This window comes from Picosynechococcus sp. NKBG15041c (genome assembly GCF_055380235.1).
The window spans coordinates 43,472-68,608 of record NZ_AP040365.1; the positions used below are offsets into that span (position 1 = coordinate 43,472).

At 40.9% G+C, this 25,137-nt stretch carries 23 protein-coding genes; 14 read left to right on the plus strand and 9 right to left on the minus strand.

The window, feature by feature from the left end:
* Window positions 1-4 precede the first annotated feature (4 nt).
* Window positions 5-1,435: an aminotransferase-like domain-containing protein gene (locus tag ACZ45B_RS14410; RefSeq protein WP_201766609.1), complete on the minus strand. Its 1,431-nt coding sequence runs from the start codon at window positions 1,433-1,435 to the stop codon at window positions 5-7.
* Window positions 1,436-1,695: 260 nt separating this feature from the next.
* Here ACZ45B_RS14410 and ACZ45B_RS14415 point away from each other — a divergent pair, with 260 nt between their 5' ends.
* Entirely contained in the window at window positions 1,696-1,992 is a 297-nt protein-coding gene (locus ACZ45B_RS14415) for a hypothetical protein (protein WP_024547076.1), read from the plus strand.
* Between the two features lie 68 nt (window positions 1,993-2,060).
* Complete coding sequence (locus ACZ45B_RS14420) at window positions 2,061-2,480, plus strand: DUF2267 domain-containing protein (RefSeq protein ID WP_024547075.1); 420 nt, start codon at window positions 2,061-2,063, stop codon at window positions 2,478-2,480.
* A 43-nt stretch (window positions 2,481-2,523) separates the two neighbouring features.
* Here the strand turns inward: ACZ45B_RS14420 and ACZ45B_RS14425 are convergent, their stop codons facing one another.
* From ACZ45B_RS14425 to ACZ45B_RS14440, 4 genes are all read right to left on the minus strand, one after another.
* Window positions 2,524-2,916, minus strand: coding sequence for a hypothetical protein (locus ACZ45B_RS14425; RefSeq protein ID WP_024547074.1), 393 nt, complete (start codon window positions 2,914-2,916; stop codon window positions 2,524-2,526).
* 3 nt (window positions 2,917-2,919) lie between these two features.
* Window positions 2,920-3,663, minus strand: coding sequence for a ParA family protein (locus ACZ45B_RS14430; RefSeq protein WP_024547073.1), 744 nt, complete (start codon window positions 3,661-3,663; stop codon window positions 2,920-2,922).
* Window positions 3,664-3,936: 273 nt separating this feature from the next.
* Window positions 3,937-4,632: a response regulator transcription factor gene (locus ACZ45B_RS14435; RefSeq protein WP_024547072.1), complete on the minus strand. Its 696-nt coding sequence runs from the start codon at window positions 4,630-4,632 to the stop codon at window positions 3,937-3,939.
* Window positions 4,629-5,738, minus strand: a complete 1,110-nt coding sequence (locus ACZ45B_RS14440) for a sensor histidine kinase (protein ID WP_236612549.1) — start codon at window positions 5,736-5,738, stop codon at window positions 4,629-4,631. The genes ACZ45B_RS14435 and ACZ45B_RS14440 overlap by 4 nt, the downstream gene beginning before the upstream one ends.
* Before the next feature lie 507 nt (window positions 5,739-6,245).
* Here ACZ45B_RS14440 and kdpA point away from each other — a divergent pair.
* The 6 genes from kdpA (at window position 6,246) to ACZ45B_RS14470 (ending at window position 12,970) form a co-directional block, all read left to right on the plus strand.
* The gene (gene kdpA, locus ACZ45B_RS14445; protein WP_024547070.1) at window positions 6,246-7,952 is read left to right on the plus strand and encodes a potassium-transporting ATPase subunit KdpA; all 1,707 of its coding nucleotides are present in this window, start codon (window positions 6,246-6,248) and stop codon (window positions 7,950-7,952) included.
* Between the two features lie 64 nt (window positions 7,953-8,016).
* The gene (gene kdpB, locus ACZ45B_RS14450; protein ID WP_464675040.1) at window positions 8,017-10,104 is read left to right on the plus strand and encodes a potassium-transporting ATPase subunit KdpB; all 2,088 of its coding nucleotides are present in this window, start codon (window positions 8,017-8,019) and stop codon (window positions 10,102-10,104) included.
* Between the two features lie 153 nt (window positions 10,105-10,257).
* A complete protein-coding gene (locus ACZ45B_RS14455) occupies window positions 10,258-10,509 on the plus strand; it encodes a potassium-transporting ATPase subunit F (protein WP_024547069.1) in 252 nt (83 codons plus the stop codon).
* A gap of 163 nt (window positions 10,510-10,672) precedes the next feature.
* Window positions 10,673-11,245: a K(+)-transporting ATPase subunit C gene (gene kdpC / locus ACZ45B_RS14460; protein WP_024547068.1), complete on the plus strand. Its 573-nt coding sequence runs from the start codon at window positions 10,673-10,675 to the stop codon at window positions 11,243-11,245.
* A 61-nt stretch (window positions 11,246-11,306) separates the two neighbouring features.
* Complete coding sequence (locus ACZ45B_RS14465) at window positions 11,307-12,428, plus strand: sensor protein KdpD (protein WP_024547067.1); 1,122 nt, start codon at window positions 11,307-11,309, stop codon at window positions 12,426-12,428.
* A gap of 344 nt (window positions 12,429-12,772) precedes the next feature.
* Window positions 12,773-12,970, plus strand: coding sequence for a hypothetical protein (locus ACZ45B_RS14470; RefSeq protein WP_148293458.1), 198 nt, complete (start codon window positions 12,773-12,775; stop codon window positions 12,968-12,970).
* 69 nt (window positions 12,971-13,039) lie between these two features.
* Here ACZ45B_RS14470 and ACZ45B_RS14475 read toward each other — a convergent pair whose 3' ends face one another.
* Both ACZ45B_RS14475 and ACZ45B_RS14480 read right to left on the minus strand, forming a co-directional pair.
* Window positions 13,040-13,405 (minus strand): MerR family DNA-binding protein, encoded by a 366-nt coding sequence (locus ACZ45B_RS14475; RefSeq protein WP_081699695.1) that lies wholly within the window; start codon window positions 13,403-13,405, stop codon window positions 13,040-13,042.
* Between the two features lie 62 nt (window positions 13,406-13,467).
* Window positions 13,468-14,022 carry a recombinase family protein gene (locus ACZ45B_RS14480; protein ID WP_024547065.1) on the minus strand — a complete coding sequence of 185 codons (555 nt, stop codon included), beginning with the start codon at window positions 14,020-14,022 and terminating at the stop codon, window positions 13,468-13,470.
* Window positions 14,023-14,155: 133 nt separating this feature from the next.
* Between ACZ45B_RS14480 and ACZ45B_RS14485 the strand changes: the two genes are divergently transcribed.
* From ACZ45B_RS14485 to ACZ45B_RS14510, 6 genes are all read left to right on the plus strand, one after another.
* The gene (locus tag ACZ45B_RS14485) at window positions 14,156-14,803 is read left to right on the plus strand and encodes a plasmid pRiA4b ORF-3 family protein (RefSeq protein ID WP_024547064.1); all 648 of its coding nucleotides are present in this window, start codon (window positions 14,156-14,158) and stop codon (window positions 14,801-14,803) included.
* Window positions 14,800-16,200 (plus strand): ISKra4 family transposase, encoded by a 1,401-nt coding sequence (locus ACZ45B_RS14490; protein ID WP_024547063.1) that lies wholly within the window; start codon window positions 14,800-14,802, stop codon window positions 16,198-16,200. Before ACZ45B_RS14485 ends, ACZ45B_RS14490 begins: the two co-directional genes overlap by 4 nt.
* Window positions 16,201-16,555: 355 nt before the next feature.
* A complete protein-coding gene (locus ACZ45B_RS14495; RefSeq protein WP_464675041.1) occupies window positions 16,556-18,637 on the plus strand; it encodes a type II toxin-antitoxin system mRNA interferase toxin, RelE/StbE family in 2,082 nt (693 codons plus the stop codon).
* A gap of 2 nt (window positions 18,638-18,639) precedes the next feature.
* On the plus strand, window positions 18,640-21,567 hold the full coding sequence (locus tag ACZ45B_RS14500; RefSeq protein ID WP_464675042.1) for a protein kinase domain-containing protein: 2,928 nt from the start codon (window positions 18,640-18,642) through the stop codon (window positions 21,565-21,567).
* 5 nt (window positions 21,568-21,572) lie between these two features.
* Entirely contained in the window at window positions 21,573-22,514 is a 942-nt protein-coding gene (locus ACZ45B_RS14505) for a 5'-nucleotidase, lipoprotein e(P4) family (protein WP_464675043.1), read from the plus strand.
* Window positions 22,496-22,747 carry a helix-turn-helix domain-containing protein gene (locus ACZ45B_RS14510; protein ID WP_024546958.1) on the plus strand — a complete coding sequence of 84 codons (252 nt, stop codon included), beginning with the start codon at window positions 22,496-22,498 and terminating at the stop codon, window positions 22,745-22,747. Before ACZ45B_RS14505 ends, ACZ45B_RS14510 begins: the two co-directional genes overlap by 19 nt.
* A gap of 57 nt (window positions 22,748-22,804) precedes the next feature.
* Here the strand turns inward: ACZ45B_RS14510 and ACZ45B_RS14515 are convergent, their stop codons facing one another.
* Both ACZ45B_RS14515 and ACZ45B_RS14520 read right to left on the minus strand, forming a co-directional pair.
* The gene (locus tag ACZ45B_RS14515; RefSeq protein ID WP_024546959.1) at window positions 22,805-23,260 is read right to left on the minus strand and encodes a hypothetical protein; all 456 of its coding nucleotides are present in this window, start codon (window positions 23,258-23,260) and stop codon (window positions 22,805-22,807) included.
* A 578-nt stretch (window positions 23,261-23,838) separates the two neighbouring features.
* Window positions 23,839-24,669 (minus strand): putative bifunctional diguanylate cyclase/phosphodiesterase, encoded by an 831-nt coding sequence (locus ACZ45B_RS14520; protein WP_024546960.1) that lies wholly within the window; start codon window positions 24,667-24,669, stop codon window positions 23,839-23,841.
* Between the last annotated feature and the right edge of the window lie 468 nt (window positions 24,670-25,137).

A 25,137-nucleotide genomic window follows, 5' to 3' on the forward strand; every position in this document is an offset into this window, starting at 1 on the left:
AAATCTATTTTGTCTGCTCATGTAAAAGTTGTCCAAGTATAATCATTGCTTGCTGAATTTCCTCTGTGAAAGGTAAACCAAAATTCAGTCGAAAACAGTTACGATAGCTGCCAGATGAAGAAAACATACTACCTGGAGCAATGGCGATATTATGACGTAGCGCATCTTCGTATAGCTGAAGAGTATCAACTATCTCTGGCATCTCGATCCAAAGAACATAGCCTCCCTTTGGCCTAGATACTTTGGTCATTTTAGGAAAGTAATGACAAATTGCTTGAGTCATATTTAGCATTTGTGACTGGTAAGTGCGTCGTAATTTTCGTAAATGACGATCATAACCACCGTTTGCTAAAAATGCAGCAATTGTCAGTTGTGGAGCAACTGCTGTCATATAGTTGGTCGTCATCTTTAGTTGCTCAACTTTTGTCTGATAACGTCCTGGTACAGCCCAACCAATTCTTAATCCAGGTGATAATGTTTTACTGATAGATGAACAATACAAGACTAAACCCTGAGTATCAAAAGATTTAATTGCTTTTGGGCGATTTCCAATAAAGTTAAGATCGCCATAAATGTCATCTTCAATGAGTGGAATATTATAGCGATTGATTAAACTAATTAACTGTTTCTTTTTAGAATCACTCATGCAACTACCTAGGGGGTTGCTAAAATTTGCAATGAGGACACAGGCTGAAATTTGGTGATTTTTCAAAGCATCTTCGAGGTGTATTAGTGAAACACCATGTTGAGGATGGGTAGGCAACTCCAAAATCTGGAGATGAAGAGCCGCTAGGGTTTCTAATAGGAGATGATAAGTAGGAGATTCAATGGCAACGGTATCACCAGGCTTTGTAACAGCCTTTAAGGAAAGATAGAGTGCTTCTGTTGCTCCATTGGTAATGACGATCTGATCTGGCGTAATAGAGCAACCAGTGTCTATCAGACGACGTGCCACTTCATGACGTAATTCTTCACAGCCCTGTGGTGAACTATAGCGATGGGCAACTTCAGGCTTAGCCCGTAACACTTGGCCCATCAAACGATTGAGGGTAGCTATAGGTAAAAGATTACTGCCTGCGATCGCCGCTCCTAAACCAATGATTCTAGGGTTCAACATTGAACTATTTACACGAAAGGCTAAAGACGTATCAACAGGATTATCAGCAGATTTCGGTGTGCTGAGACTAGGCTCGTCAGGCAGGAAGTTTAATATGGTTTTGACAAAATAGCCTGACTGGGGACGAGCTTCAATTAATCCTCGATCTTCAAGTAGACGATAAGCTTCTAAGACTGTCGAAATACTGACTGACCACTGTCGATGTAATTTTCGCACCGATGGTAGGCGATCGCCTGGCTGGAGAGTGCCTTCGCTAATGAGTCCGTGAATCCGATCCGCTACCGTGTGGTAGAGAGTCTTATTAGGCGAAGTTGTCATAAACTTAGACTCCATTTTTTGTTCCTGGATGAGCAGGGCATTACAGTTAAGCTGCTCAGTGGCCATAACAGTTTTTAAAAATCAAACTGTACCCATAACAATTCATTCTAACTGCATCTTTATTATTTGAAATAAGTGAGTAAAAATTTTACATAAGTTGATTAATTCTTCTTTTAAAAGTAAATAACTATTAAAGCTTAACCAATTAATTTAATTTAATTCTATTTTATTGATCACTTGAGCTTTATTCTCGGAGAAAAATGGCAAATCAAAACTTAGGTAATAATTATCTAGGCAAAGTAAAAGATTGTTTCTCGATCATTACTTTACTTCATGAAAATCTTTATTTTTGGCAAAAAATAAAAGGAAAAATGGGTGGATTATTTCATTCATTATTAGATATATTCACTTACTGTAATGAACCTAGAATATCTAGAAAAATTAGCCGCTATGGTGATATATATTTTGAAGTTTATGACCCAGTTTCTAATCAGAATATGAATTTTGGATCTGAACAGGAAGTTAAAATGTGGCTAGAGCAGAAATATTATCATTAAATCCATAAGACTTATAATTAGAGTCAGCTACAATTATGGAAAATATTGTAAAGCGCAAAGAAAATATTATGCCAGTGCCCGCAGAATATCAACGTGCTTCGGATGATTTTTATGAATATCTAGTGGATGCTCGTAACACAGCAGGATTGTGGAGCACACACGTAAGCTATACGATGACCCAAGGAGTGTTTCAAGTATTTCGTCGCAGACTTTCCCTAGAAAATACTATTGCTTTTGCTAATATTTTACCTGTCTGCTTGAGGGCTCTTTTTATAGCTGACTGGAATATCAATGAACCCAGAAGACCTTTTGGGGACTATGCAGAGATGATCAAAGAAGTGAAATCATTGCGCGGCGAACATAATTTTTCTCCTGATACAGCCATTAGAGATGTAGCTATTGCTTTAAAGAGACATATAGATGAAGAAGCTTTTCAAAAAGTTCTTTCTACTTTTCCCCAAGAAGCGGCTGATTTTTGGAATATATAGATTTTTTCTTTGAAATCATATGTCATCTGGGCTAATTCAATTCTTAACCTCGATTCTCCTGCCGGCCCAAAGCCTGCTCAATCAGATCCGGATTTTCCTCAAGCTGATCTAGAAAATAGGCGATCGCCGTTTCCACTAAAACCTCCTTATAGGGAGTTGCCTGCTTACCTCGATCCAAACTCATTTGCAGATAAGCCCGATCCAAGCGCTCAATCACCGAGTCGTCAATTTGATAGGTTGCTTTTTTCAATCGAGTCTGACTAGACTGGTTGACTTGCCGGCTTCCTGACTTTTTAGCCTGTTGACTGGTTGACTTGTTAGGTTGTTGACTTTCTAAAAAGTTGACTTGTTTTGGTGCAGAAAAACTGCTCAAAACACTGTCAGTCTTAGATTCTAGTGGATCATGGTCAGTCAGTCGGATTTTTCGTTGTGCCATGCTTTAGGCCTCCATTGCTTTAATAATTGATTTGTAGGGATAAATTAATTTGTGCTCGTTGACATAGAGGTGAATCGGTTCTCCGGCTAAATTCGATTCTGCAAAGCGCACTGATTTCGGGACAGCAGGAAACACTAAACTTTTGCCAAATCGCTTTTCGAGAGAAGTAATCACATCCCGTGCCATGACTGTTTGCTCGAACATCGTCGGTAGCACCCCCAGAATATCGATGTTTGGGTTCAGTCGTTTTTTGACTGATTCAATTGTTTCGAGTAGAGCAGCTAATCCCTTAAGGGCGAAAAATTGACATTGCACCGGAACCAACACCTGATCCGCGACGGTTAAGGCATTAATTGTCAGTAAACCGAGGGATGGGGGGCAATCAATCAAAATATGATCGTATTGATCAAAGACGGTTTCGAGTTGTTCTTTTAATAAACAAAAATTGCCGACCTTACCGAGAATTTCTGTTTCTCCTTTGGCAAGGCTGATATCCGCAGGCAAAAGATCGAGATTTTTGATCTTCGTGGGGGCGATCGCCGCCGCAGTGGAACATTGTTCCGTGATGACCTCATAGGCAGTGAGTTGATCATCCTCCACTTCGATCCCTAACCCCGTTGTCAAATTCCCTTGGGGATCTAAATCAATGAGTAGGACCTTGGCAGACTCCGCTAAAAGTCCTCCCAGGCAAATCGTAGAGGTGGTTTTACTGACCCCTCCTTTTTGATTACAAAGCGCGATGATCATAACTTTTTGACCAGTTGGAAAGCTAAGAAGTCAGCAATATAACAAGTTGACTTGCCAAAAAGTCTAGCATAAAAATTGCAATACCAGTGATATCAAGGGCGGTGGGATTGATTTTAGAAAAACAAGCCATATTTTTGGCTTGTTAACTTGTTGACTTTTTAACTGGTCATATTGTTAAAAAGTCTTGGGCGATCGCCTTTTCGTCAGCCATCATCCATGGGCAGCAGCCAACTGTTCAGGCCTGAAACCCTCCTGATGCCCTAGATATTGGGTTTAGCGATCAATCTCTGGATTTGGAGGTGTACTCTCGGTCTTAATTAGGCCCTGCCGTAGGGCGATAATAACTGCCTGGGTGCGATCGCGAGCCTCTAGTTTTTGTAAAATGGCGTGGACATGAACACGCACAGTACCCGCTGCAATGTAGAGAGTTTCGGCAATTTCAGAGTTGCTTTTACCTTTGGCGATCAGAGCCAGAATTTCATGTTCTCGTTGGGTGAGAGGATTCCCCTGAAGCAGGGTACTTTGAGTTATCTCAGCAGGGGACTGTTGAAATTGGGTGTGGATTTGTTTGGTCGCCTGTGCATCCCACCAGGAAGCACCAGCTGCAATTGATTGAATCGCTAAAATCAAAGATTCAGCCGCAACTCCTTTGAGGCAGTAGCCCTGAGCTTGGGCTTCAATAAGCCGATGAATTAAGGTTGGCTGAGAATGGGACGTTAACACCAAAATAGGTAAATGGGGCAATAGTTGTTTGATCTGTCGACAGGTTTCCACGCCGCCGATACCTGGTAAGCCCACATCTAAAATCACAATATCAAATTCTTGCTGGGTCACTAGGCTAAGGGCGGTTTCACCGTCTTCGGCTTCAGCGATGATTTCTAACAGGGGCTCTTGTTGCAGCCGCGTAGCTAGGCCTAGGCGAAATAGTTCGTCATCTTCAATTAACAAAACTCTGAGGGGTAAGGTCATGCAATCATTTTGCCGGTAGTGGGGCCAGGTAATTGATCCATGTAGGCAGGTAGCCGAAAAGCAAAGACTGCGCCTTGAGAGTAGGATTCTGCCCAGATTTCACCATGATGGGCCTCTATAATTTGGCGGCTGAGGTAGAGTCCTAATCCTGTTCCTTTAGCCTGGCGATCGCCTTGACCCTGGTAGAAGCGATCAAACAGATGTGGTAGCTCATCACTGGGAATGCCCTGTCCCTCATCAATGATTTGCACCTGATAATAACCTCGATCAGACCCAATCACGACTTCAACGGAACTCCCTCGCCGCGAATGGTTAATCGCATTGGACAGTAGATTAACCAACACCCTTGAAAGTTGCAGTGCATCCCCATTGACATAATAGGACCGCCGAAAATCTGAATTTTTATCCCTGACGCGTAGGTGGATCTGCCGTGATGTCGCCAAGGGAAGAACATCAGTGATAGTCTCCTCTGCCAGGACTAAAAGATCAAGTCGTTGCGGATAAAGTCTAAGTCCTTCAGCATCATTGTGATAAATGTCCATTAAAGTCTCAACCAGTTGCAGCGTTTTCTGGTGACTGCGGGTCATGACATCAAAAACGCGGTGTTGGGCCAGGGAAACCGGGCCAAAGTTTCCGCTACGCAATGCTTGTAATGTTTCTAGAGCCCCGAGTAACGGTGTTTTTAAATCATGGGTGAGGGTCGAGACAAAATCTTCGCGCATTTGGGCGAGTTTTTCCTGGGCCTGGATTTGTAACCGTTGTTGCGTAATGGCCTGCTCGTAAGTTTGTAGGCGATCGCCAAGCCAACCTGTAACCCCCAGGGCCAAGACAGTAATCACCCGATTGGCGACGGTAGCAGGAGTTACGATTTCGACCCCTGGAATCAGTAGATTCAGTAAAGTGCAAACAATTGCCATAGAAGTCACAAAAATCGTGGCTTGACGATTGAGCCGGATACTAGCAATCAGTACTGCCCCGATGTACAAATATCCAAAAACATAGGGGGGCGGCGTACTGTACTCCAGCAAGATGACTAAAACAAAAATCGTCCCAATCAGCCAGTGAATGTGGTGACGAACCTGGATTAACTGATCAAAATAGGACATAGATCTAGACCGGAGCATAGAAAATTATTGAAAATAGTTAATCAACAGCGAATGACTTGGATTATTTATCAATCTATTTTAAGAGCTGGACTGAGTTATTAGATTAGATCTATATCAAATGATGTAGTCGTTTGTTTATTTAAACTAAATATCTCTAAACACTTTTAAGCTTTTTGCTTAGTCTTTGAAATATAAATTCTCGGTAAATGTGTTCCTATACCTTGTCAAGGCTCTTGAAAAGACAAAATAATAGAGCTGTTTAATATTTTTAAATTAGTCCTGGAAGTAAATTTATTCCAATTGTTTAGTTTTTGGGACAGTCTAAAAAATTCTCAAAAATCCCTCTGATCTCCCAAATCTAAAGAAAAACAGTTAGAAGTTTTCAGATAAAAATTTCCCAATTTGAGGTATTTAAGAGCAAGATTAATGATTTTAAATACTTCCGAATAGATTTTCTATAGCAACTTTAATTTTGCAATTCTTTATGTTACTAGTTGAGTACTTTTTATGATCCAAGGATTTTTTCAGTTGGCGATCGCCTTGGTAATTTTGTTGGCAGTTGCGCCTTTTTTAGGCAGGTATATGGCACGGATTTTTATGGGACAGAGAACTCTGCTCGATCCTATTGCTATCCCATTAGAGCGGTTGCTTTTTGCCCTTGGAGGCTTTGCTAATCAGTCTTCGATGACAGGGGCTCGCTACGTCAGTGCAGTGCTGGTCAGTAATCTAATGATGGGGGTTTTGGTTTTTTTCATCTTTCTATTGCAAGGGTCGCTGCCCCTAAATCCGACTAATCTGGATGCCCCTAGTTGGCATTTAGCCTTGCATACTGCTATTTCGTTTGTCACCAATACAAATCAGCAGCATTATTCAGGTGAAACCACCTACAGCTACTTTTCTCAGGTAGGGGCGCTGGGCTTTTTAATGTTTACTTCGGCAGCAACAGGGATTGCGGTGGCGATCGCCTTTATCCGCGGTCTAACGGGGAATCCCCTAGGCAACTTTTACATTGACATGACCTTGGCAATCACCCGAATCTTGTTGCCAATTTCAATTGTGGGGGCGATCGTCCTAGTGATTGCTGGTGTACCGGAGACATTTGCCGGGCCAGCCGTTGCCCAAACCTTAGAAGGTGCAACTCAATACATTGCCCGGGGCCCGGTCGCGCACTTTGAGATTATCAAGGAGCTAGGCGAAAATGGTGGCGGCTTTTTTGGCACCAACTCGGCTCACCCCTACGAAAACCCCAATAACTTTGTAAATCTGTTTACCAACATCATCATGCTGATTATTCCAGCAGGATTGATTTTGACCTATGGCATTATGGCGCGCAAACCTCGCCAGGGCTGGCTAATTTTTGGTATGGTCTTCATCTTCTATGCCCTCATGATCGGCATTGCTGCCTACGGTGAGTATGTTGGTAATCCGCTGGTGAACAGTATTCTGGGAGAACAAGCGCCCAACCTAGAAGGTAAAGAAGTGCGCTTTGGCTGGGCACTCACAGCCCTCTGGGCGGTGTCTACGACCGGAACTATGTGCGGTGCGATCAACGGGATGCACGATTCTCTGATGCCGCCTGGGGGATTTGCGACGCTCTCAGATATATTTCTACAAATTATTTGGGGAGGACAGGGTACAGGTACTGCTTATCTGTTCGTCTTTCTGATTCTGACTGTTTTCTTGACCGGGTTAATGGTTGGGCGCACCCCCGAATTTCTCAGTCGCAAGATCGAAAAGCGAGAAATCGTCCTCTCTAGCATCATCCTACTGGCTCACCCGATCGCCATCTTGATCCCCGGTGCGATTACCCTGGCTTTTCCCGAAACCTTGGGGGGTATCAGCAACCCCAGCTTCCATGGCATGTCCCAAGTGATTTATGAATATGCTTCTGCCGCTGCAAATAATGGTTCTGGCTTTGAAGGTTTAGGAGATAACACCCTCTGGTGGAACCTAAGCACGAGCTTTTCATTAGTCATTGGTCGTTACATGCCCATGATTGCCCTCATCTACCTGGCCGACAGCATGGCCCAGAAACAACCGGTCCCAGAAACAGCAGGCACTCTTTATACTGACAGCTTTTTGTTTACGGGCGTGACCGCAGGCACCATCCTCATTCTTGGCGCATTAACTTTCTTACCGGTGCTGGCATTGGGACCGATTGCGGAAGGGTTTGTGATCGCCAAAGCCGCCGCTGAAGTTACGGCTGGGCTCTAACCCTTGATGAGCAATTGCTTTACTGAACACCGTTAATCTTTAGTTTTTTAACCCATTACTAGCCATGACCAGTTCCATACAACCCCGCCATCAACCGGGTGGCCCCCGTGAGGAGCGACGACACACCCCAAAAGTCGATCAATCGGGTCTTTATCAGCGGGCCTTCAAGGAAGCGTTTTACAAGCTTGATCCGCGCGTGATCGTCAAAAACCCCGTCATGTTTGTGGTGTGGGTGGGCACGATCATCACGATTTTACTGACCTTTAATCCCGGACTCTTTGGCCCAGTGCCCGATAATTCGGCGCTGTTTAATGGCTTGATCGCCATCATTCTTTTCTTTACCGTTGTCTTCGCTAACTTTGCTGAAGCAGTGGCCGAAGGTCGTGGTAAGGCCCAGGCGGATGCGCTGCGCTCTACGAAGTCAGAGACAACCGCTCGCAAAATTTTGGCTAATGGCTCCATTGAGGAGGTTTATTCCACCAGTTTGAGCCGGGGCGATCGCATTAAAGTGATCGCAGGCGATATCATCCCTGCCGACGGGGAAGTGTTGGATGGGGTGGCTTCTGTGGATGAATCAGCAATTACTGGAGAATCCGCTCCAGTGCTGAAAGAAGCAGGCTCAGATGTAGCCAGTTCCGTCACGGGTGGTACCAAGATTATTTCCGATGAGCTGACGATTCAGGTGACTGCTGACCCGGGTAAAGGCTTTATTGATCGTATGATTGCCCTAGTAGAAGGTGCTGAGCGCAGTAAGACTCCCAACGAAATTGCCCTGACGGTGCTGCTGGCAGTGCTAACCCTAGTTTTTTTAATTGTCATCGCTACTCTACCAACCCCAGCTGCCTACATTGGTAGCCCTGTAAGCGTTGCCACCCTAATCGCGTTGCTAGTGGCCCTGATTCCCACCACGATCGGCGGATTGCTGAGTGCAATCGGCATTGCCGGGATGGATCGCGTCGCCCAATTCAATGTTGTTGCCACCTCTGGTCGAGCGGTCGAAGCCTGCGGCGACATCAATACTCTGGTGTTAGATAAAACTGGCACCATTACCCTAGGTAATCGTCTAGCCGAAGAATTTATTCCTCTCAACGGTCATAGTCTAAAAACAGTCGCGTCGGTCGCACTGGCTGCTAGTATTTTTGACACAACCCCTGAAGGAAAGTCCATTGTGCGGTTAGCGCAGCAGCAAGGAGCCGCGATCGCCTTCGACAAAGATACGGCGGAAGCAGTAGACTTCTCTGCTCGTACCCGCATGAGCGGCACAAATTTACCCGATGGTGGCGAAATTCGCAAAGGGGCGGTGGATGCAATCCGCGGCTTTGTAAGATCCCGTGGTGGTACAGTCCTTGAAACTCTAGATCAAGCTTTTGAGCGGGTTTCTCGCTTAGGCGGTACACCCCTTGCCCTCTGCCAAGATGACGAAATTTATGGGGTAATCTACCTAAAAGACATCATCAAATCCGGTATTCATGAACGGTTTGACCAACTGCGGCGGATGGGAGTTCGTACCGTCATGTTGACAGGGGATAACCGCATCACCGCTGAAGTGATTGCCCGTGAAGCTGGTGTCGATGACTTTGTTGCTGAGGCTACCCCTGAGGACAAAATTCAGGTCATTCAGGCGGAGCAGGCACAAGGCAAACTGGTAGCCATGACGGGGGACGGCACCAACGATGCTCCGGCTCTGGCCCAAGCCAATGTGGGTTTGGCGATGAACTCCGGCACCCAGGCTGCTAAAGAAGCTGCCAATATGGTCGATCTTGACTCTGACCCCACCAAGCTGATTGATCTAGTGACGATTGGTAAGCAACTGCTGATTACGCGCGGCGCGTTGACCACCTTTTCCATTGCCAATGATATTGCTAAATACTTTGCCATTATTCCAGCGATGTTTGCATCGGCAGGCATCGGCGCCCTCAACATTATGGGGCTGAATAGCCCTCAATCGGCTGTTCTGTCTGCTCTCATCTACAACGCTCTGATTATTCCGGCTCTGATTCCTCTGGCTTTAAAAGGAGTTAAGTTCCGTCCTCTGACAGCCAATCAACTGTTACAGCGCAACATGCTGATTTTTGGTCTGGGCGGTGTCATCGCGCCTTTTATCGCTATCAAACTAATCGATTTTGTCGTTGGCAGTATTGGCCTAGCCTAGGAAGCCCTCAAACTTTACCGAGTGGAACTTGATCCGACTTACCAACCTACCGAAGCCAATCTACGACTCCCTTGAAACCCCTGCCTTGTTTTGACAATGTCCTTTAGCTAAAACCGTTCTACTACTCCTAAAAATACATTTGGAGATCCGCTGATGAATAGATTTACCCTGCATCCCCTTGAAATTTGTAATGACTGTTTAGGGCGCCTCTTACAACGCCGTACCCGGATCGCTTTAGGGCTGTTTCTGGCTCTGTGCTTAAACTTGGCGATCGCCCCGGCTCTCTACGCTGCTACTGATAATTTCAGCCGGGGCAACGCCTATGCCCTCGGTCTTCTTGGTCTGGTTGTCGTTGGACTTGCCGCCTATCTTACTACTGTGATTCTGAAGCCAGAGAAATTTTGATGATATAGAAAAGAACCATTGATCAAATCTACAAGCAGATTCAACCCAGTCGGCTCAAAACAGCAAATTTAGACAAATAAAGCTAGGAAGAGTGCACGATAGCTACCCAAAAGATCGAAATATTCCAAGCTTGCCCACATAAACCGAATTTTTTGAAAAGACCATGATTCAAGACATCACTACTAGTATCCGTACCATAGTTGTTCTCTGGCTTCTCACTGCCTTGATTTATCCTTTATTAATTTTCGTGATCGGCCAGGGCTTTTTTCCGGCCCAAGCCAATGGCAGCCTAGTTACGAACAGCCAAGGACAAGTCATCGGTTCTACTCTGATCGGTCAAGCCTTTAGTCGCGAGGACTATTTTGGGAGCCGCCCCAGTGCCATTAATTACAGCATCGGTGAGGATGCTTTTCCGACAGGCCTTTCGGGAGCGACTAACCTCGCACCCAGCAACCCCGAACTGCTAGAACTCACCCAAGCAAGGGCAGAAATTTTGCAAGCTGCCGATATTAAACCGACCGCTGACCTGCTCTACAGTTCTGGCTCTGGCCTAGACCCCCACATTTCTCCTGCTAGTGCGATCGCTCAAATCGACCGGATTGCCGCTGCTCGCAATCTTTCAGCTGATGACTTAGAAATTTTAATTAAACAGAATACTGAAGGACGATTCTTAGGGATTTTTGGTGAACCTGCTGTCAATACAGTCACCCTTAATTTGGCCCTCGATCAGCTCTAAAGCTTTGAGAACAGGAGCTTTCTAGCCTACATATTCCCCGACTATTCCCTTCCTCTTTTAGATGTATAACCCTACTGCGATCGCCGCTACTAACTACCAAACACTCCCCCGTCGAGGCAAACACAAAATTTTTATTGGTATGGCCCCTGGAGTTGGTAAAACATACCGAATGCTTGAAGAAGGACATGCCCTCAAACAAGATGGTTTTGATGTGGTTATTGGTTTATTAGAAGCCCATGGGCGGGAGGAAACAACCCTGAAAGCTGAAGGCTTAGAGCTCATTCCTCGTAAACAGGTTTATTGTCGAAATGTTTTATTGCAAGAGATGGATACCGAGGAAATCTTAAGGCGATCGCCCCAGTTAGTATTAATAGATGAACTAGCCCACACGAATATACCCGGCTCTAAACAAGAAAAACGTTATCAAGATGTTGAAAAAATTCTAGATGCCGGAATCGATGTCTACTCAACAGTTAATATTCAACATCTAGAAAGCTTAAATGATCTCGTATATCGTATTTCTGGGGTTGTGGTAAGAGAACGTGTACCTGATCGAATAATTGATGATGCCGATGAAATTGTGGTGGTGGATGTAACACCAGAAACACTTCAAGAACGACTGCAAGAAGGGAAAATTTATGCACCTGAAAAAATTGACCAGGCTCTACAAAATTTTTTCCGTCGCAGTAATTTAATTGCCCTAAGGGAACTAGCGCTGCGTGAAATTGCTGATAATCTTGAAGAAGAATCAGCCTCTGCAGCTAAAAATCTCCATTACAATATTCGAGAACGGGTTTTAGTATGTATTTCAACTTATCCGAATTCTATTCAGCTTTTACGCCGGGGTGCTCGAATTGCTAATCATATGAATGGACAATTATTTGTGTTATTTGTAGCGCCTGCGGGTAAATTTTTATCAAAACCAGAAGCCTTACATATTGAAACTTGTAAGCGATTATGTGAAGAATTTTCAGGAAAGTTTATAAGGATAGAATCATCAAATATTGTGACTACAATTATTAAGATAGCACTCCAAGAACGCATCACACAAATTGTTCTAGGTGAAACTCGTCGCTCCCGATTTCAATTACTCTTTAAAGGCTCTATCGTACAGCGATTAGTAAGACTATTGCCACAGGTTGATTTACATATCATTGCAAACAGTTCAAATTTGACTAATTAATCTCGGCCTTAGAATAGATCTAAGAATTTACGGGATCATAAAATAATTGGTCATCTTCTAAAAATGACTATAAACAAGTTGATTGTCAATTATCTTGAACTGAGAGAATTAAAATAAGCACTCGTGCTCAAGATGCGTCTTGAAAGGATGATTTTAATATTCAGTATGATAATCGTGAGATTGAGAATAAATCATTATAATTTTTTGGGGGGAAATTCTACATTATTTTGCGTTGTCTTACCTTTTCTTTCGCCGAGAGACGAAAGCTGACTATTGGATCTATGATCATAGTGTTAGGTCAGTGAAAGTCTCTCTTTAAAAGTCTTGTTGAAAGAGGTTTGACCATGGATACAAAAGTTTTAACTTTAGTTGCAGCTGGATTTGCTGGCGGTGTTTTTGCTTCTTTACTCGTCGGTCTTCTCTTGATGAATGGAATGATGAGTCGCGCTGGTATGATGCGAGGCTGGGGCTGGAGATGCACCAGCACCAATCCATCGATAGAGATTCCATTGACATTGAGGACAGGTTTGCGAGGTTTATAAGTTTCTGCACCATTGTCAATCTCCATCCACAACCCCAAGCATCTCATCAGCTACCCGAAAAATACAATGTCACATTCTTATTACATCTATTTTTCGGTCAGATACCTGCGTTAGAGGAACCATGTCAATCAAAGGACAAATATCTTCCGGTTGGGGACGAATCTGATCACTGCTCCAACGGTCGCGATAAGCCTCTAGCTCAGTTTTGAAAAGGATCATCTCTTGAATTTTTACCTCAAGCTGCTGAATCTTTTCTTGCAATAGGTGCTGGACAAATTCACAAGGCAAATCGCCACGGCGATGTACCATCAGAATTTCTCGAATATCCCCCAGGGATAAACCGAGGGATTGAGCCTTTTTAATGAATAGCACCTGCTGCACAATGTCTGGTGAGTAGTAACGGTAGCCATTATCACCCCGCTCTGAATGTATCAGTCCTTGATCGGAGAGTGATTAAAACTGGGGGAAACTATATGAGGCAAGGATTCCAAGAGCCATTAAACATCTGACTCTTGGTTGAGATATCGATACACACTGGCTTTTGAGAGATGATATTCTGCCATCAAAGTTTTGATGAGTTCACCTTCTTGTCGCTTGCGCTTTAACTCTTGACATTGAGTCTCTGTAAGCTGCTTTTTGCGACCAAACTGAACACCACGAGCTTTTGCCTTCTGGATTCCATCCATTTGTCGTTCAGCTCGGATTTCAGTTTCAAACTGTGCAATCGCCCCCAGCATATTAAATAAAAGTCGTCCCGTTGCATCTCCAGTATCAATGTTCTGGTCAAGCACCTGGAGGTTCACACCCTTCTTTTCCAGTTTCTTGGCCAGCTGACAGAGGTGGAGCGTCGAACGTGCCAATCGATCTAATCGAGTAATGACAAGTGTGTCACCGTCTCGGACGTATTCAATACAAGCCTTGAGTCGGGGTCTTGTATTCGACACTCCACTCCGCTTTTCCTTGAAGATTTTGTCGCAATGCCGGAGTTTATCGAGTTGCACATCAAGACTCTGCCCCACAGAACTGACTCTTGCATAGCCGACCATCGCCATGACGACTTACCTCAATGTTTCGTAACATCTAAGACCCTTTGATAATTGCATAATAAAACATGAATTGAGACTTAGTTTTAGGGAGTCTCGCAAGCCTTACTTTCTGAGACTATTAGTCGAGACAGCTCATGAAATGAATGGCAGCTCAGCCCCAAGTATTATTCAGTTAAAAGCTGTCATTTCAGGAATTAGCCCTATGATTTGGCGTCGTGTTCTGGTCACTGCAGATACGACCATTGCTCAGCTGCATTACATTCTTCAGATCGCCTTTGGCTGGACTGATGAGTATTTACATCGCTTTGTCATCCATGCTAAGCCCTACGGTATTCATCACATTGGGGGTGAATGGTTCAGTGATGACGCCAATACTGTAACGCTGTTAGATCTAGGCTTACGAGTCCGAGAAAGATTTCTCTACGAATACAATTTCTTTGATAATTGGCAGGTGCAACTGCGGGTTGAACAGATTACTAAACCGAAACCTAAGCAGACTTACCCTATTTGTATCGAAGGCAAACGGAATGGCCCGATTGAAGATTGTGGAGGGGCTTGGGCCTTTCAGGAACTCAGGCAGGAGTTCTCTGAAGCGTCGGTAGCCTATCGAATGGCTAAAATCCTTGTGAATGATGAGATTACGCAACGTCGAGGTGAACTTCGACAACTGAGTTATTGGCTGCTATTGGACAGACTTGATCTCCCAAAACTCAATCAACGCTTGCAGCAGAGTCCCTTGAGCGAAGATCCAGCTTTTCGAGAGGAGATTATTTTCATAGACACATGAATATCAAAATCAGCATCAAGATTGAATCCGATAATGGAACCCTACAAGTCTCCAAAGATGTAGCTCAATTCGAGCGAGGTCAATTGACTCTCGCCAACCTAGGATTGACTTTGGAGGAATCAAAACAGATTCTGCAAGGGATTCAACAAGAAATTGTCTCGTCACAAGTGAGTCAATATATGGATCAACAAACGCCTTGTCCAGATTGCGGTCTACCGCGTAAATGTAAAGGAAAGCATAAGCTGGTTTATCGGTCCGTTTTTGGCAAGCTGGAGCTACTGAGTCCACGATTGTTTCATTGCTCTTGCCAAACCCATCAGCAAAAAAGTATCAGCCCTTTAACTTTGCTGCTGACTGAGCGACAATCACCTGAATATCTTTATCTTCAAACGAAATTTGCGTCATTGGTCTCCTATGGTCTGAGTGTTCACCTGCTGAATGAAGTGCTGCCATTAGATGGAACACTCAATGCCTCCAGTGTGCGTTACAAGCTCCACCAGATGGGTCAAAGGCTCGATGATGAATTGGACGAGGAACAGTACATTTATGTGGAGGGATGTCCTATGGAATGGGAGGAATTACCGCGCCCAGATCTGCCACTCAATGTCGGAATTGATGGGGCTTATATCCATGCCTATCGTCCGAAAAACAGTGAGCAACAAAAGTCTTTTGAGGTGATTGTTGGAAAAAGCATCCCAGAGCAAGGGGCTTCAAAGAGCTTTGGCTTTGTCCAAACCTATGACACTAAATCCAAACGGCGATTATTCGAACTGCTTAAATCCCAGGGAATGCAAATGAATCAGCAGGTCACATTCTTTTCTGACGGAGGTGACACTGTGCGTGATCTACAAATGTTTCTCAATCCCCAAGCGGAATATCTGCTCGATTGGTTTCACGTCACAATGCGGATTACGCTGCTTAGCCAGTACATCAAAGGTGTGAAACATTACGACCCTGACCAAGCGACATCAATGGCAGAGAGGCTCAAGAGCCTAAAATGGTATCTCTGGCATGGCAATGTCTTCAGAGCGTTGCAGAAAATAGAGTCAATTGAGTGGGATGCGGAAGACTTAGAAATTGATTATCCAAAACTCAGTAAGATGCGGAAGGCGATTACCGAATTTCGGATTTATATTCAAAATAATGGAGGGTACATTCCCAACTATGGTGAGCGTTACCGTTGTGGAGAGCGCATCTCAACGGGGTTTGTTGAATCAGCGGTCAATCAGGTCATTGCCAAACGCATGGAAAAAAAACAACAGATGCGTTGGACTCCAAAAGGAGCTCATTTATTGATTCAAGTCAGGACAAAAGTACTCAATCAAGAATGGAAGAATATCGTTCATCAATGGTATTCAAATTCAGATGAAGAGGATGAAATACCTATGGCTGCTTAATTCCCCCGGTTTTAATTACTCTCCATTTATAGCGAAAATCGTTGGCGTGCTTCTGGGCCTAACTTGGGTTATTCCAGTCCTTGTAAATAGATTCAAAATTTTGAGAACTTATTACTCTTCAGCGAATTTAGTAGGGCTAAGTCATCTAATAGCTCTTATATACTTTTTGTTGTGGTTTATTTGCCCAGGCGAGTGCCCTAAATCTTTTTCAGTACAAAAAAACTATATTTAGGGAAAGTTTTTACCATAGCAAAGTTTAAAACAATAGCTTTCCTCACAGGAAGATGTGCAAAGCTGATCTATTGCAAAGTTTATAGAGAGTGCTATAATTCCCCAAAGGCTATTAAAAGCGTCTATGACTTGGCAAATAACTTTTACAAGCAATTTTTTAAAAAGCATTTATAGTTTGCCAAAGGCAGTCAGAAATAAGCTTCCGGATGTGATGAGAGCTTTAGAGAATGATCCTTCTCCTAAAAATGGATATTCTCTAAAAATTAAGGGGCGTTCTCTTTGGAGAATACGAATAAGCCGTCGGTATAGACTTTTTTATCAATATCATGAGAGTTGGATAAAGCTCATTAAAGTTGCTTTAAGGAATGAGCATACTTACAAAAATGGAGCTTTAGATGAAATTGAAAAAGAGGGTATAGAAGAGTCTAATATTCCCGATTGGTTTATCGATGATGTGATAGAAGATGAATTTCAGCATATTGATGAAAAAATGCTGAAAGTTTATGATGTTCCTAAAATTTATTGGGATGAACTCATTAAACTTGGTAAAGAAAGAGACGAAGAAAAATATCAAGATAATTTAATTGAGTATATTGTTAATCATGTTTCTGATCCGGAGGCTCAAGAACAGATACTAAACTGTTGTACTAATCAGTTACTGAATCAATCAGAGCACCAGGCTAGTTATTTTCTAAGTCAGCAAGACTATGCGTCATTATTCTTTAGTATCGATAATCACTTCTCACAAGAGAATAAATTGCCTGATTTAATTTTACAGTTATCAGAAGAACAAAAAAAGGTACTAGAATTACCTTTTGATAAACCAATCCTGGTTAAAGGTGGAGCTGGTACGGGAAAAACAGTTTTGGCAGTTCATAAAGCATCGGAAATTGCGAGAAGTCAGAAAAAAAGCGGTGATAATAGTAAAATATTGTTTGTTACATATACTTATTCGTTGGTAACTTATATTAGAGAGTTACTAGAATCTCTACTAAAAACAAGTAACTTAAAGCAAGATTATAATATTGAGCTGTATGCATTAGACGAATTGGCTCTTGAATATTATCAAACTCAGAATAAAAATTTATATATACCCAAAATTATCAACAATACAACTGCCTTAACTTTACTAAAAGAATCTTGTGAAGTAAAAAATTACAATAATTCTGAAATAGAAAATTATGGCGGTATCGATTTTATTCTGGATGAGTTCATATACTACATTGAAGCTAGAGGTTTAGAAAGCAGCGATCAATACCGACAACTAAGAGCTAGGCAACTAGGAAGAGACTTACTTAATTTAATATGGAATATTTATGAGATTTGGAGAGAAAAAGTCGATTTTTCTGGATATATTACTGCTGATTCTTTGAGAAATAAAGCTTATAAGATAATTAAAGAAAAGCAGCATCCTCCTTCTTATAAGACTCTTATTATTGATGAGGCTCAAGATTTATCTCCTGTTGCTCTTAATTTCTTAGCTTTATTAACTCCAGATTCAAACAATGTTTTTATTACTGCTGACGTAGAACAATCTTTATATCAAAGAAGTTGTGGTTGGAATCATATCGAAGCTAGTTTTGGACATAATCTAAAGCAACGAGTACTAAAAGATATTTTTCGTAATACTAAACAGATAGCTGCTGGATGTCAATTTATTCTTTTACCAGAGGAAAGGGAAAAAGACTACAATCTAAGAATTAATTCAATATCGGAGAGTAGTTTGCCAATGATTTTACTGACCGATAATGACAAATTAAAAGTCAAAAAAATAAAGAACTTTTATGAAATTAATCTAAGAGAAAATGGCTTTGCTATATCCTCTGGAGTCGTGCTTACACCTAATCCAGATTATAGTAGGATAACTGCTGATAGACTTAAATTTAATAATATCAATGCTGAATATATTCAGCCAAAAGACATCAGTAAAAAAAATAACTTTATACAAGTTTTAGACCTTAACAGTGTGAAAGGATTAGAATTTCCTTTTGTAGTGATTGTGGGCCTAAACGAAGGATTATTTCCTTATTATCCTAACCAAACAGATGATAATAATCAGGAAATAATCAAGCAACAAAGAAAACTATTTTATGTGGGCTGTTCCCGCGCAATTTATTCATTGTTGTTAATTGGAAATAGGTCTAATCATTCTACTTTTTTAAATCCCTTGAAAGAAAATAATTACTGGAAAGTAGAGGAACTTTAATCATGTTTCAATTGAATGAAATAGTCAATTATTCGCTATCAGAAATCAGAGAAATTAGCAAGCAAATAAATGAGGCCGATCAAGATCCTAGTCTTAAATTAGACTGCGAAGGTGTTTATGGAGTTGAAAAAAATGTGTGGGATGCAATTTTTTCAAATATTAGGAGTGAATGGAAAGAAGAATCAGGAGGACAATTTCCTGGATTAATCAAATTTATGGAAAATATGAATGGCGATCTCATGGTAGATGCGTATACTTTTCTAACACAAGAACAAAAAGATAAATATAGTCCTAACTTTAACTTTCTTACATCTATTGATTTGTTAATGTTAGCTACCCAATCTGAAGCTCTTTGTAATACTAATCCAAATCTATCTATTGTCCAAACCCGTCAGTTTATTGAACTGCTTGCTAAGTACATAGCTTCAAAACAGCATCTCTATGATCAAATTAGCAATAAAAATTTAGCATATATTCTTAATTTTTTGAAAAAAAGAAATGCTATAGGTACTCGTGTTTATTATCTTTTCAATGATGTCAGGAGTATAGCAAACCAAGCTGTTCATATAGAACCAAATATTTCCAACAATGATGACTCGAATAATTCTCAAAATATCAACCCTAAGACAGCTCTTAAGTGTCTTAAGAAAATTCACAAATTGGCCATATGGTATCACAAAGCTTATTGCTTAAATCCAAATGTTAAGTTTGAAGAGAAAGAATATGACGTATCTGTACCTCTGAAGCCAGTAACTTTAAACGATGATATTAACCCCGAAGGTACAGAAACTATTCTAGTTGGAATATCAGAGGGAAGAAAAACAGTTAGTCCCATTAATGTTGACAAAGCAGATCCTGAGGTTAGCATAGGCGATGATTTTCCAGAAGGAACTGATGGCTCAACCTTAAGACGAGGTCAACTGCTGAATAGGAGATATAGATTGCTCAATCTTTTGGGTAAAGGTAGCTTTGGGATAACTTATATAGCAGAAGATCGCAATAAACCTACTAAGCCATTATGTGTAATTAAGCAATTCATCCCTAGAAATTTAAATGATCAAGAACTAGACAGGGCACGTAAACTATTTATTGATGAAGCAAAAGTTTTAGAGAAACTAGGGCATCATTCTCAAATACCTCAACTTTTTGAGTTTTTTGAAGAAAATGATAATCTATTTCTTGCTCAAGAATATATTAATGGCAATACCCTTAGAGATGAATTTAAAGAAAAAAATGAGCTATATAAGGAATCTGACCTATTCACATTATTAGAAGATATATTAAATCCATTGTCTTATCTTCATGAAAATAAGATTATTCATCGAGATTTGAAACCAGAAAATTTAATTCGACGAGCGGAAGATGAAAAAATAGTCATCATTGATTTTGGCGCTGTTAAAGATATATTTGAAATATCTAAAGCTAATCAAATAGGTACAATTATCGGTACACGAGGATATATGCCTCCTGAACAAGGCTGTACTCCATCATATACTTTTGATATTTATGCTGTAGGCATGATAATTCTAGAAGCTATGAGTAGGAAAAAGATTAGCGATATAACTTCTCCCCAAGACTTAATTCGGCAAAATAACTCTTTAAGTGATCGTTTAAAAAATATTCTTTTGAAGATGATAGCTTCAAACCCTAATGATAGATACTCTAATGCTAATGAAGTTTTGGATGAAATTAAGAATCCTCCATCACCACCTGAACCTACAACTGTAGCGCCAGATACTTTCACAAACTCTTCTGGTAATGGTTCTTCTGTGAAGCCAAAAAGAAAACGAAAAAAACTCCCTCGCCCCATTCATATTGCTCTTGGAGTTGGCATATTTTTCTCCGGTACTTTATTAATTAAATCATTTCCTTATTTAAGTAAAACTAAACTAACTCAGACAGAGTTGATTCTCGGTACAATTTGGAAGCCCGAAAGTAGTCAAGGATTAGCTGATTACATTGAAAATAATGCTGTTCCTGCAAACTATTTTGCTTTTTTGAGAGGAGAAAAAGTCAAAGTAAGAATAAACGGCGATAGAACCCTTAGTTACGATGAAGCAAAAAAAAGAATGGAGACAAAACAATGGGATGTTTCTTTTGCTACTTCTCCTATTCTCTCTATTTTTGCTAAAAATCAAGGTTATCAGCAGATTGCTAGTATGTTCCCTGGCACAACTGGATATGAAGCTGGATTGTTTGTACGCAGAGATAGTTCAATCCAATCATTAGATGATATTGTCCCTTCTACAAAAGTTGCATTTGGTTCTTTCGATTCTGCTTCTAGTTTTTACATGCCTACATATGATCTTTACGGCAAAACAGTTATTGCTAATGTCGGTAATAGAGGAGAAAAGATCCTTGACATGGTCAAAGAAGGTTTGGCTGATGTAGGTTCAGCAGCTATTGGTGATTCAGTAAGACCCAATGATCCTGAGCTAAGAATTATTCACGTTAGTAGAACGATACCTGGATCTGGAGTCTATGTTTCTCCTAATTTATCAAGTGCAGACCAAGACAACATCAAAAAGTTACTTTTGAAGGCACCAGGAGAAATTCAAGAAGAAGCTAATTATGAGGACAAACCAGAGCCAGATTACACTGAATTTAGTAAAATTGTTGAAAGAGTCGAAGAAATTATCGTTTGTGTCGATTTTAGTAAGAATCCGGTAACTCTTGCTTGTAATGGTGAAATCCAAACTCTTCAAGGAAGAATCAACGGTATATCTATACAATCTAATAGCGCTTTACTAAAGCTATCGGCTAATAATCAAATTTACAACTTATCACTTCCTGTTGACTTTATTCAGGAAATCTTTGGTAGTGAGCAGTTAGTTGATATCCAGGGTAAAAGCATAGAATTAAAAACTGATCAAGAAGGCTATGATATTCTAATCAATCAACCATCTCAAATAAAAGTCTTGGTGGAATAACTTAAATGTCTATAAAAAAAATTGTCGGCCTTCTATCAATATTTACTTTCTCACTCCTTTTTGTTGTCAAAGTTTTTGCTTTTGATATTCAGGCAATAGGGCAAGTAGAGCTCAATAATCAATCGTTGCTTGCTATTAACTGGGTACAACAATCAGGAGAATATAGGGCTTTAGCTTATCAAGCTTTTAATATTGCTAAATTATCTTTTGACAAAGCTGTTGAAAACAATATTTCTAATCCTGCAGTATTGATAGATTTGGATGAAACACTTCTTGATAACACCCCTTATCAAGCTGCCTTAATTGGTACTAATAGTGGCTTTGATTCTAAAACTTGGAATCAATGGATATTGGCACAAGAAACAAGAGCAGTACCAGGAGCAGTCGAATTTATTCAATACATAAATGATAGAGGTGGCAAAGTGTTCTTTATCTCTAATCGAAATCAAAGTAGCACTAATGATCCGCTAAATAACGATCTAGAAATTGCTACTATGAATAATATGATTGACTTAGGATTCACTGGAGTGACTGAAGGAACTCTTTTGCTTAAAGGTGAGATAGTTAAAGAGATCGACGGAAAAACTGATACGTCTAAAAAATGGCGTATGGAAGCAGTTACTAATGGCTTAATTGACGGTAAAGAATATAATGCTATTATTTTTATAGGTGATAATCTTAACGATTTTTCGGATATCGATAAAAATAATAATCAAGTTCGAAAAGAATTTGTAGATAATAGTCGAGAACAACATGGTGTATTAGTCATTGATGATAGTTCTTTCAAGCCTGCTTATATTACCTTGCCTAATCCTATATATGGCTACTGGGAAAATGGTTTGTATAATGCAGAAAAGTTCAATAAGGAATCTATTTGGAGCTTGACTCCATCAGAAAAATTTTCACAAAGACTAGAGTCGTTAATTAAATGGAATATTCAGATTTAAATATAGAGAATCTTGAACAACCAACAATAGGAAATTTAATTAAAGAAATGAGATTGGAACTAAAACTATCTCAGGAGCAATTTGCTAGTAATTTAGGAGTTTCTTTTACTTCTATTAACAGATGGGAAAATCATAAAACAATGCCGTCTATGCTAGCATTAAGGATGCTTAGTCTGTACTTAAAGCAACTTGGTGAAAGAGGAAATCAAATTTTTAAACGGGTACTTTGTTAAGTATTGAGTATAGATAGAAAACTGAGAGGAGGAGGATATTTCCTCCTCCCTAAACTATTACACGAAAATCAGACGACAACCTTTCTGCTGACGGTCAATTTCTCCATATAGGAAATCAATCCACTGGTTTTGGCTGGGAAAGTGCTTGGGATCTAGGCACAGTACCCAGTAAGTTTGAATTCCCAACTGGCGGCGCACCTGGAAGTAGGCGGCTTGGTTGGCGGTTTGCAATGCTTTATAAGCCTGGAACTCGTTGGGAACGAGATAAACCCCAACCCGGATATTCTCACCCATTTGATTTTCCAGCCGGAGAACCGCATCAATTTTCAGTAACTCCCAGAGGGTATGGGGGTCTTCAGGGTCTTGACGGTGGGCGATCACCTTTTCGAGTTCCCGGGAGAGATGGGTCTGCACAAGGGCATTAACCTTGGAGAAGGCGAGGTCAGGATGTGAATTATCTAAAACTTGGAGACGGGAAGCGGTGGCGCGGAACTGAAGATTTAGTAGAGACATACTGGTTTTTCCTTTTTTGAAGTTATGTACAGGCGCAGCAATGGTTCTGCAACCTTTGAAACTTCTGTGGGAAAAACGATGTTGCTCTAGCTCATCTACTAAATCAGTGGTTTGAATGACGAGATAACCACGCGAAAATAATATAACACGGGTTGAATTCATTTCTACATACTGTGGTCACTCAGTTTGTTGGAGATGACTAAGGCGATCTCGAAGAGATCCGCTTTGCGGTGCACCTATCAGTTTTTCTCATTGAGAAAAAAGCATTAATTGAGTGAAGAATCGAATATAGAATATTGAGCAGTGAAGAATGCCTTAATGCGTATTATCGTAAGCTTATTAGAATCCCTGAAAGTCATGCAGAGTAATGTTTTCAGGGATTTTAGGCTCAGATTATCGTAAGCTTTAATTCCTTTTTGTCTATTTTTATATGTTTGTTTACGGCTTAGAAGCTTTATCACATAAAGCTTTCAGGTAAGGCGATCGCCTAATATTTTTTCTTGATTTAGGATTGCCACTGGCAAAATAGCTCAATTACTCGCTTCTAAGTAGGGAGTTAGTAGCGTGGTTAAGATTTTCTAAGCTGCACAAGACTCAGTAGAAGCAATAATCGCAATCTTCCGACCCAAGAAACGAGTTGCAATTGAAGCAGCAGTCATGGGTCTACTAAAGTAATAACCTTGCACTTTGTCACAACCATATTGCTGGAGTATCACTGCTTCTTCTTGGATTTCCACACCTTCAGCCACAACCTTAAATCCTAGATCATGGGACATATTGATCAGGTTTTCTGTAATAGCTGCGTTCACTGAATTTCGGTGTATATTTTTAACAAAACGACGATCTAATTTGAGGATATCCCAACAAAAAAGTTGCAAATAAGTGAAAGAAGCATAGCCTGTCCCAAAATCATCAATAGCAATCTGAATATCTAGACTTTGGAGAAATTGTAAAATAGGTCGCACTTCTTCGAAGTCTTCAATGGCAATTGATTCCGTGACTTCTAGCTCAAGGGAATGGGGCGCTAATTGGTGCTTCTCTAGGGAATTTTGCAGACGGTAAATAAAATCAGGAGTGGTGAGCTGCTGGACAGAAATATTGACCGACATTTTTAAGTCATGCTGGTACTGATGTTGCCACTCCTTTAGTTGACCAATGGCTTGCTCTAAGATCCAATCTCCAAGTTCAGTAATAAGTCCTGTTGCTTCAGCGATGGGAATAAATAAACTGGGAGGAATCACACCAATTTCGGGATGTTGCCAACGAAGTAAGGCTTCAAATCCTGCAATAGTACCACTATGGGATTCTACTTGGGGTTGGTAAACGACGCTTAACTGATTGTTGACAATCGCTTGGGCTAACTCTGCGGCGATGAGGTGGTCAGATTGGACAGGAAGAAGAGTAGTCATCGTTCTCACTAGGAAGCTTAGATACCCTTAAGTAGTGGCCAACCCAGAATAGTTATGCTGTTTGACGAGGTATTTCAACTCACATTCCATAGATCTAGCAACCCCAATGCTTTAGAGGATGGCGGGATGGGGAGATCTGTGGCTTAGTACTGACTACGCAAAAACAGGTTTATGCTGAAAAAAGCATGATTGAAATTGGGCAAATATTATTTTATTTCCTTGCTAAAAAAATGAGCTGTTCATCAATCAATTTGTCAAGAGTTTCTAGACAAAAAAACATATATAAAAAATTACAATAATATAAAGATATTTTTTTTATAAAAATACCTTTAAGGAAAATTTTATTTAAGTAAGAAATATTCTTACAAAATTATGATCATAAAATAAATTTATTGTTCTCTCGGATAATTCAGTCTCACAATTGTTTATGACGTCTGTTATCACATCCAACCATACCGATGAAAATTT

Coding starts and splice junctions, on each gene's coding strand:
- ACZ45B_RS14495 (WP_464675041.1), top strand. CDS start 16,556: ATGACTTGGCAAATAACTTTTACAAGCAATTTTTTAAAAAGCATTTAT.
- ACZ45B_RS14470 (WP_148293458.1), top strand. CDS start 12,773: ATGGATACAAAAGTTTTAACTTTAGTTGCAGCTGGATTTGCTGGCGGT.
- ACZ45B_RS14425 (WP_024547074.1), bottom strand. CDS start 2,916: ATGGCACAACGAAAAATCCGACTGACTGACCATGATCCACTAGAATCT.
- kdpB (WP_464675040.1), top strand. CDS start 8,017: ATGACCAGTTCCATACAACCCCGCCATCAACCGGGTGGCCCCCGTGAG.
- kdpA (WP_024547070.1), top strand. CDS start 6,246: ATGATCCAAGGATTTTTTCAGTTGGCGATCGCCTTGGTAATTTTGTTG.
- ACZ45B_RS14515 (WP_024546959.1), bottom strand. CDS start 23,260: ATGTCTCTACTAAATCTTCAGTTCCGCGCCACCGCTTCCCGTCTCCAA.
- ACZ45B_RS14480 (WP_024547065.1), bottom strand. CDS start 14,022: ATGGCGATGGTCGGCTATGCAAGAGTCAGTTCTGTGGGGCAGAGTCTT.
- ACZ45B_RS14435 (WP_024547072.1), bottom strand. CDS start 4,632: ATGACCTTACCCCTCAGAGTTTTGTTAATTGAAGATGACGAACTATTT.
- ACZ45B_RS14420 (WP_024547075.1), top strand. CDS start 2,061: ATGCCAGTGCCCGCAGAATATCAACGTGCTTCGGATGATTTTTATGAA.
- ACZ45B_RS14510 (WP_024546958.1), top strand. CDS start 22,496: ATGGAATATTCAGATTTAAATATAGAGAATCTTGAACAACCAACAATA.
- ACZ45B_RS14520 (WP_024546960.1), bottom strand. CDS start 24,669: ATGACTACTCTTCTTCCTGTCCAATCTGACCACCTCATCGCCGCAGAG.
- ACZ45B_RS14415 (WP_024547076.1), top strand. CDS start 1,696: ATGGCAAATCAAAACTTAGGTAATAATTATCTAGGCAAAGTAAAAGAT.
- ACZ45B_RS14465 (WP_024547067.1), top strand. CDS start 11,307: ATGTATAACCCTACTGCGATCGCCGCTACTAACTACCAAACACTCCCC.
- ACZ45B_RS14500 (WP_464675042.1), top strand. CDS start 18,640: ATGTTTCAATTGAATGAAATAGTCAATTATTCGCTATCAGAAATCAGA.
- ACZ45B_RS14410 (WP_201766609.1), bottom strand. CDS start 1,435: ATGACAACTTCGCCTAATAAGACTCTCTACCACACGGTAGCGGATCGG.
- ACZ45B_RS14490 (WP_024547063.1), top strand. CDS start 14,800: ATGAATATCAAAATCAGCATCAAGATTGAATCCGATAATGGAACCCTA.
- ACZ45B_RS14485 (WP_024547064.1), top strand. CDS start 14,156: ATGAATGGCAGCTCAGCCCCAAGTATTATTCAGTTAAAAGCTGTCATT.
- ACZ45B_RS14505 (WP_464675043.1), top strand. CDS start 21,573: ATGTCTATAAAAAAAATTGTCGGCCTTCTATCAATATTTACTTTCTCA.
- ACZ45B_RS14430 (WP_024547073.1), bottom strand. CDS start 3,663: ATGATCATCGCGCTTTGTAATCAAAAAGGAGGGGTCAGTAAAACCACC.
- ACZ45B_RS14440 (WP_236612549.1), bottom strand. CDS start 5,738: ATGTCCTATTTTGATCAGTTAATCCAGGTTCGTCACCACATTCACTGG.
- kdpC (WP_024547068.1), top strand. CDS start 10,673: ATGATTCAAGACATCACTACTAGTATCCGTACCATAGTTGTTCTCTGG.
- ACZ45B_RS14455 (WP_024547069.1), top strand. CDS start 10,258: ATGAATAGATTTACCCTGCATCCCCTTGAAATTTGTAATGACTGTTTA.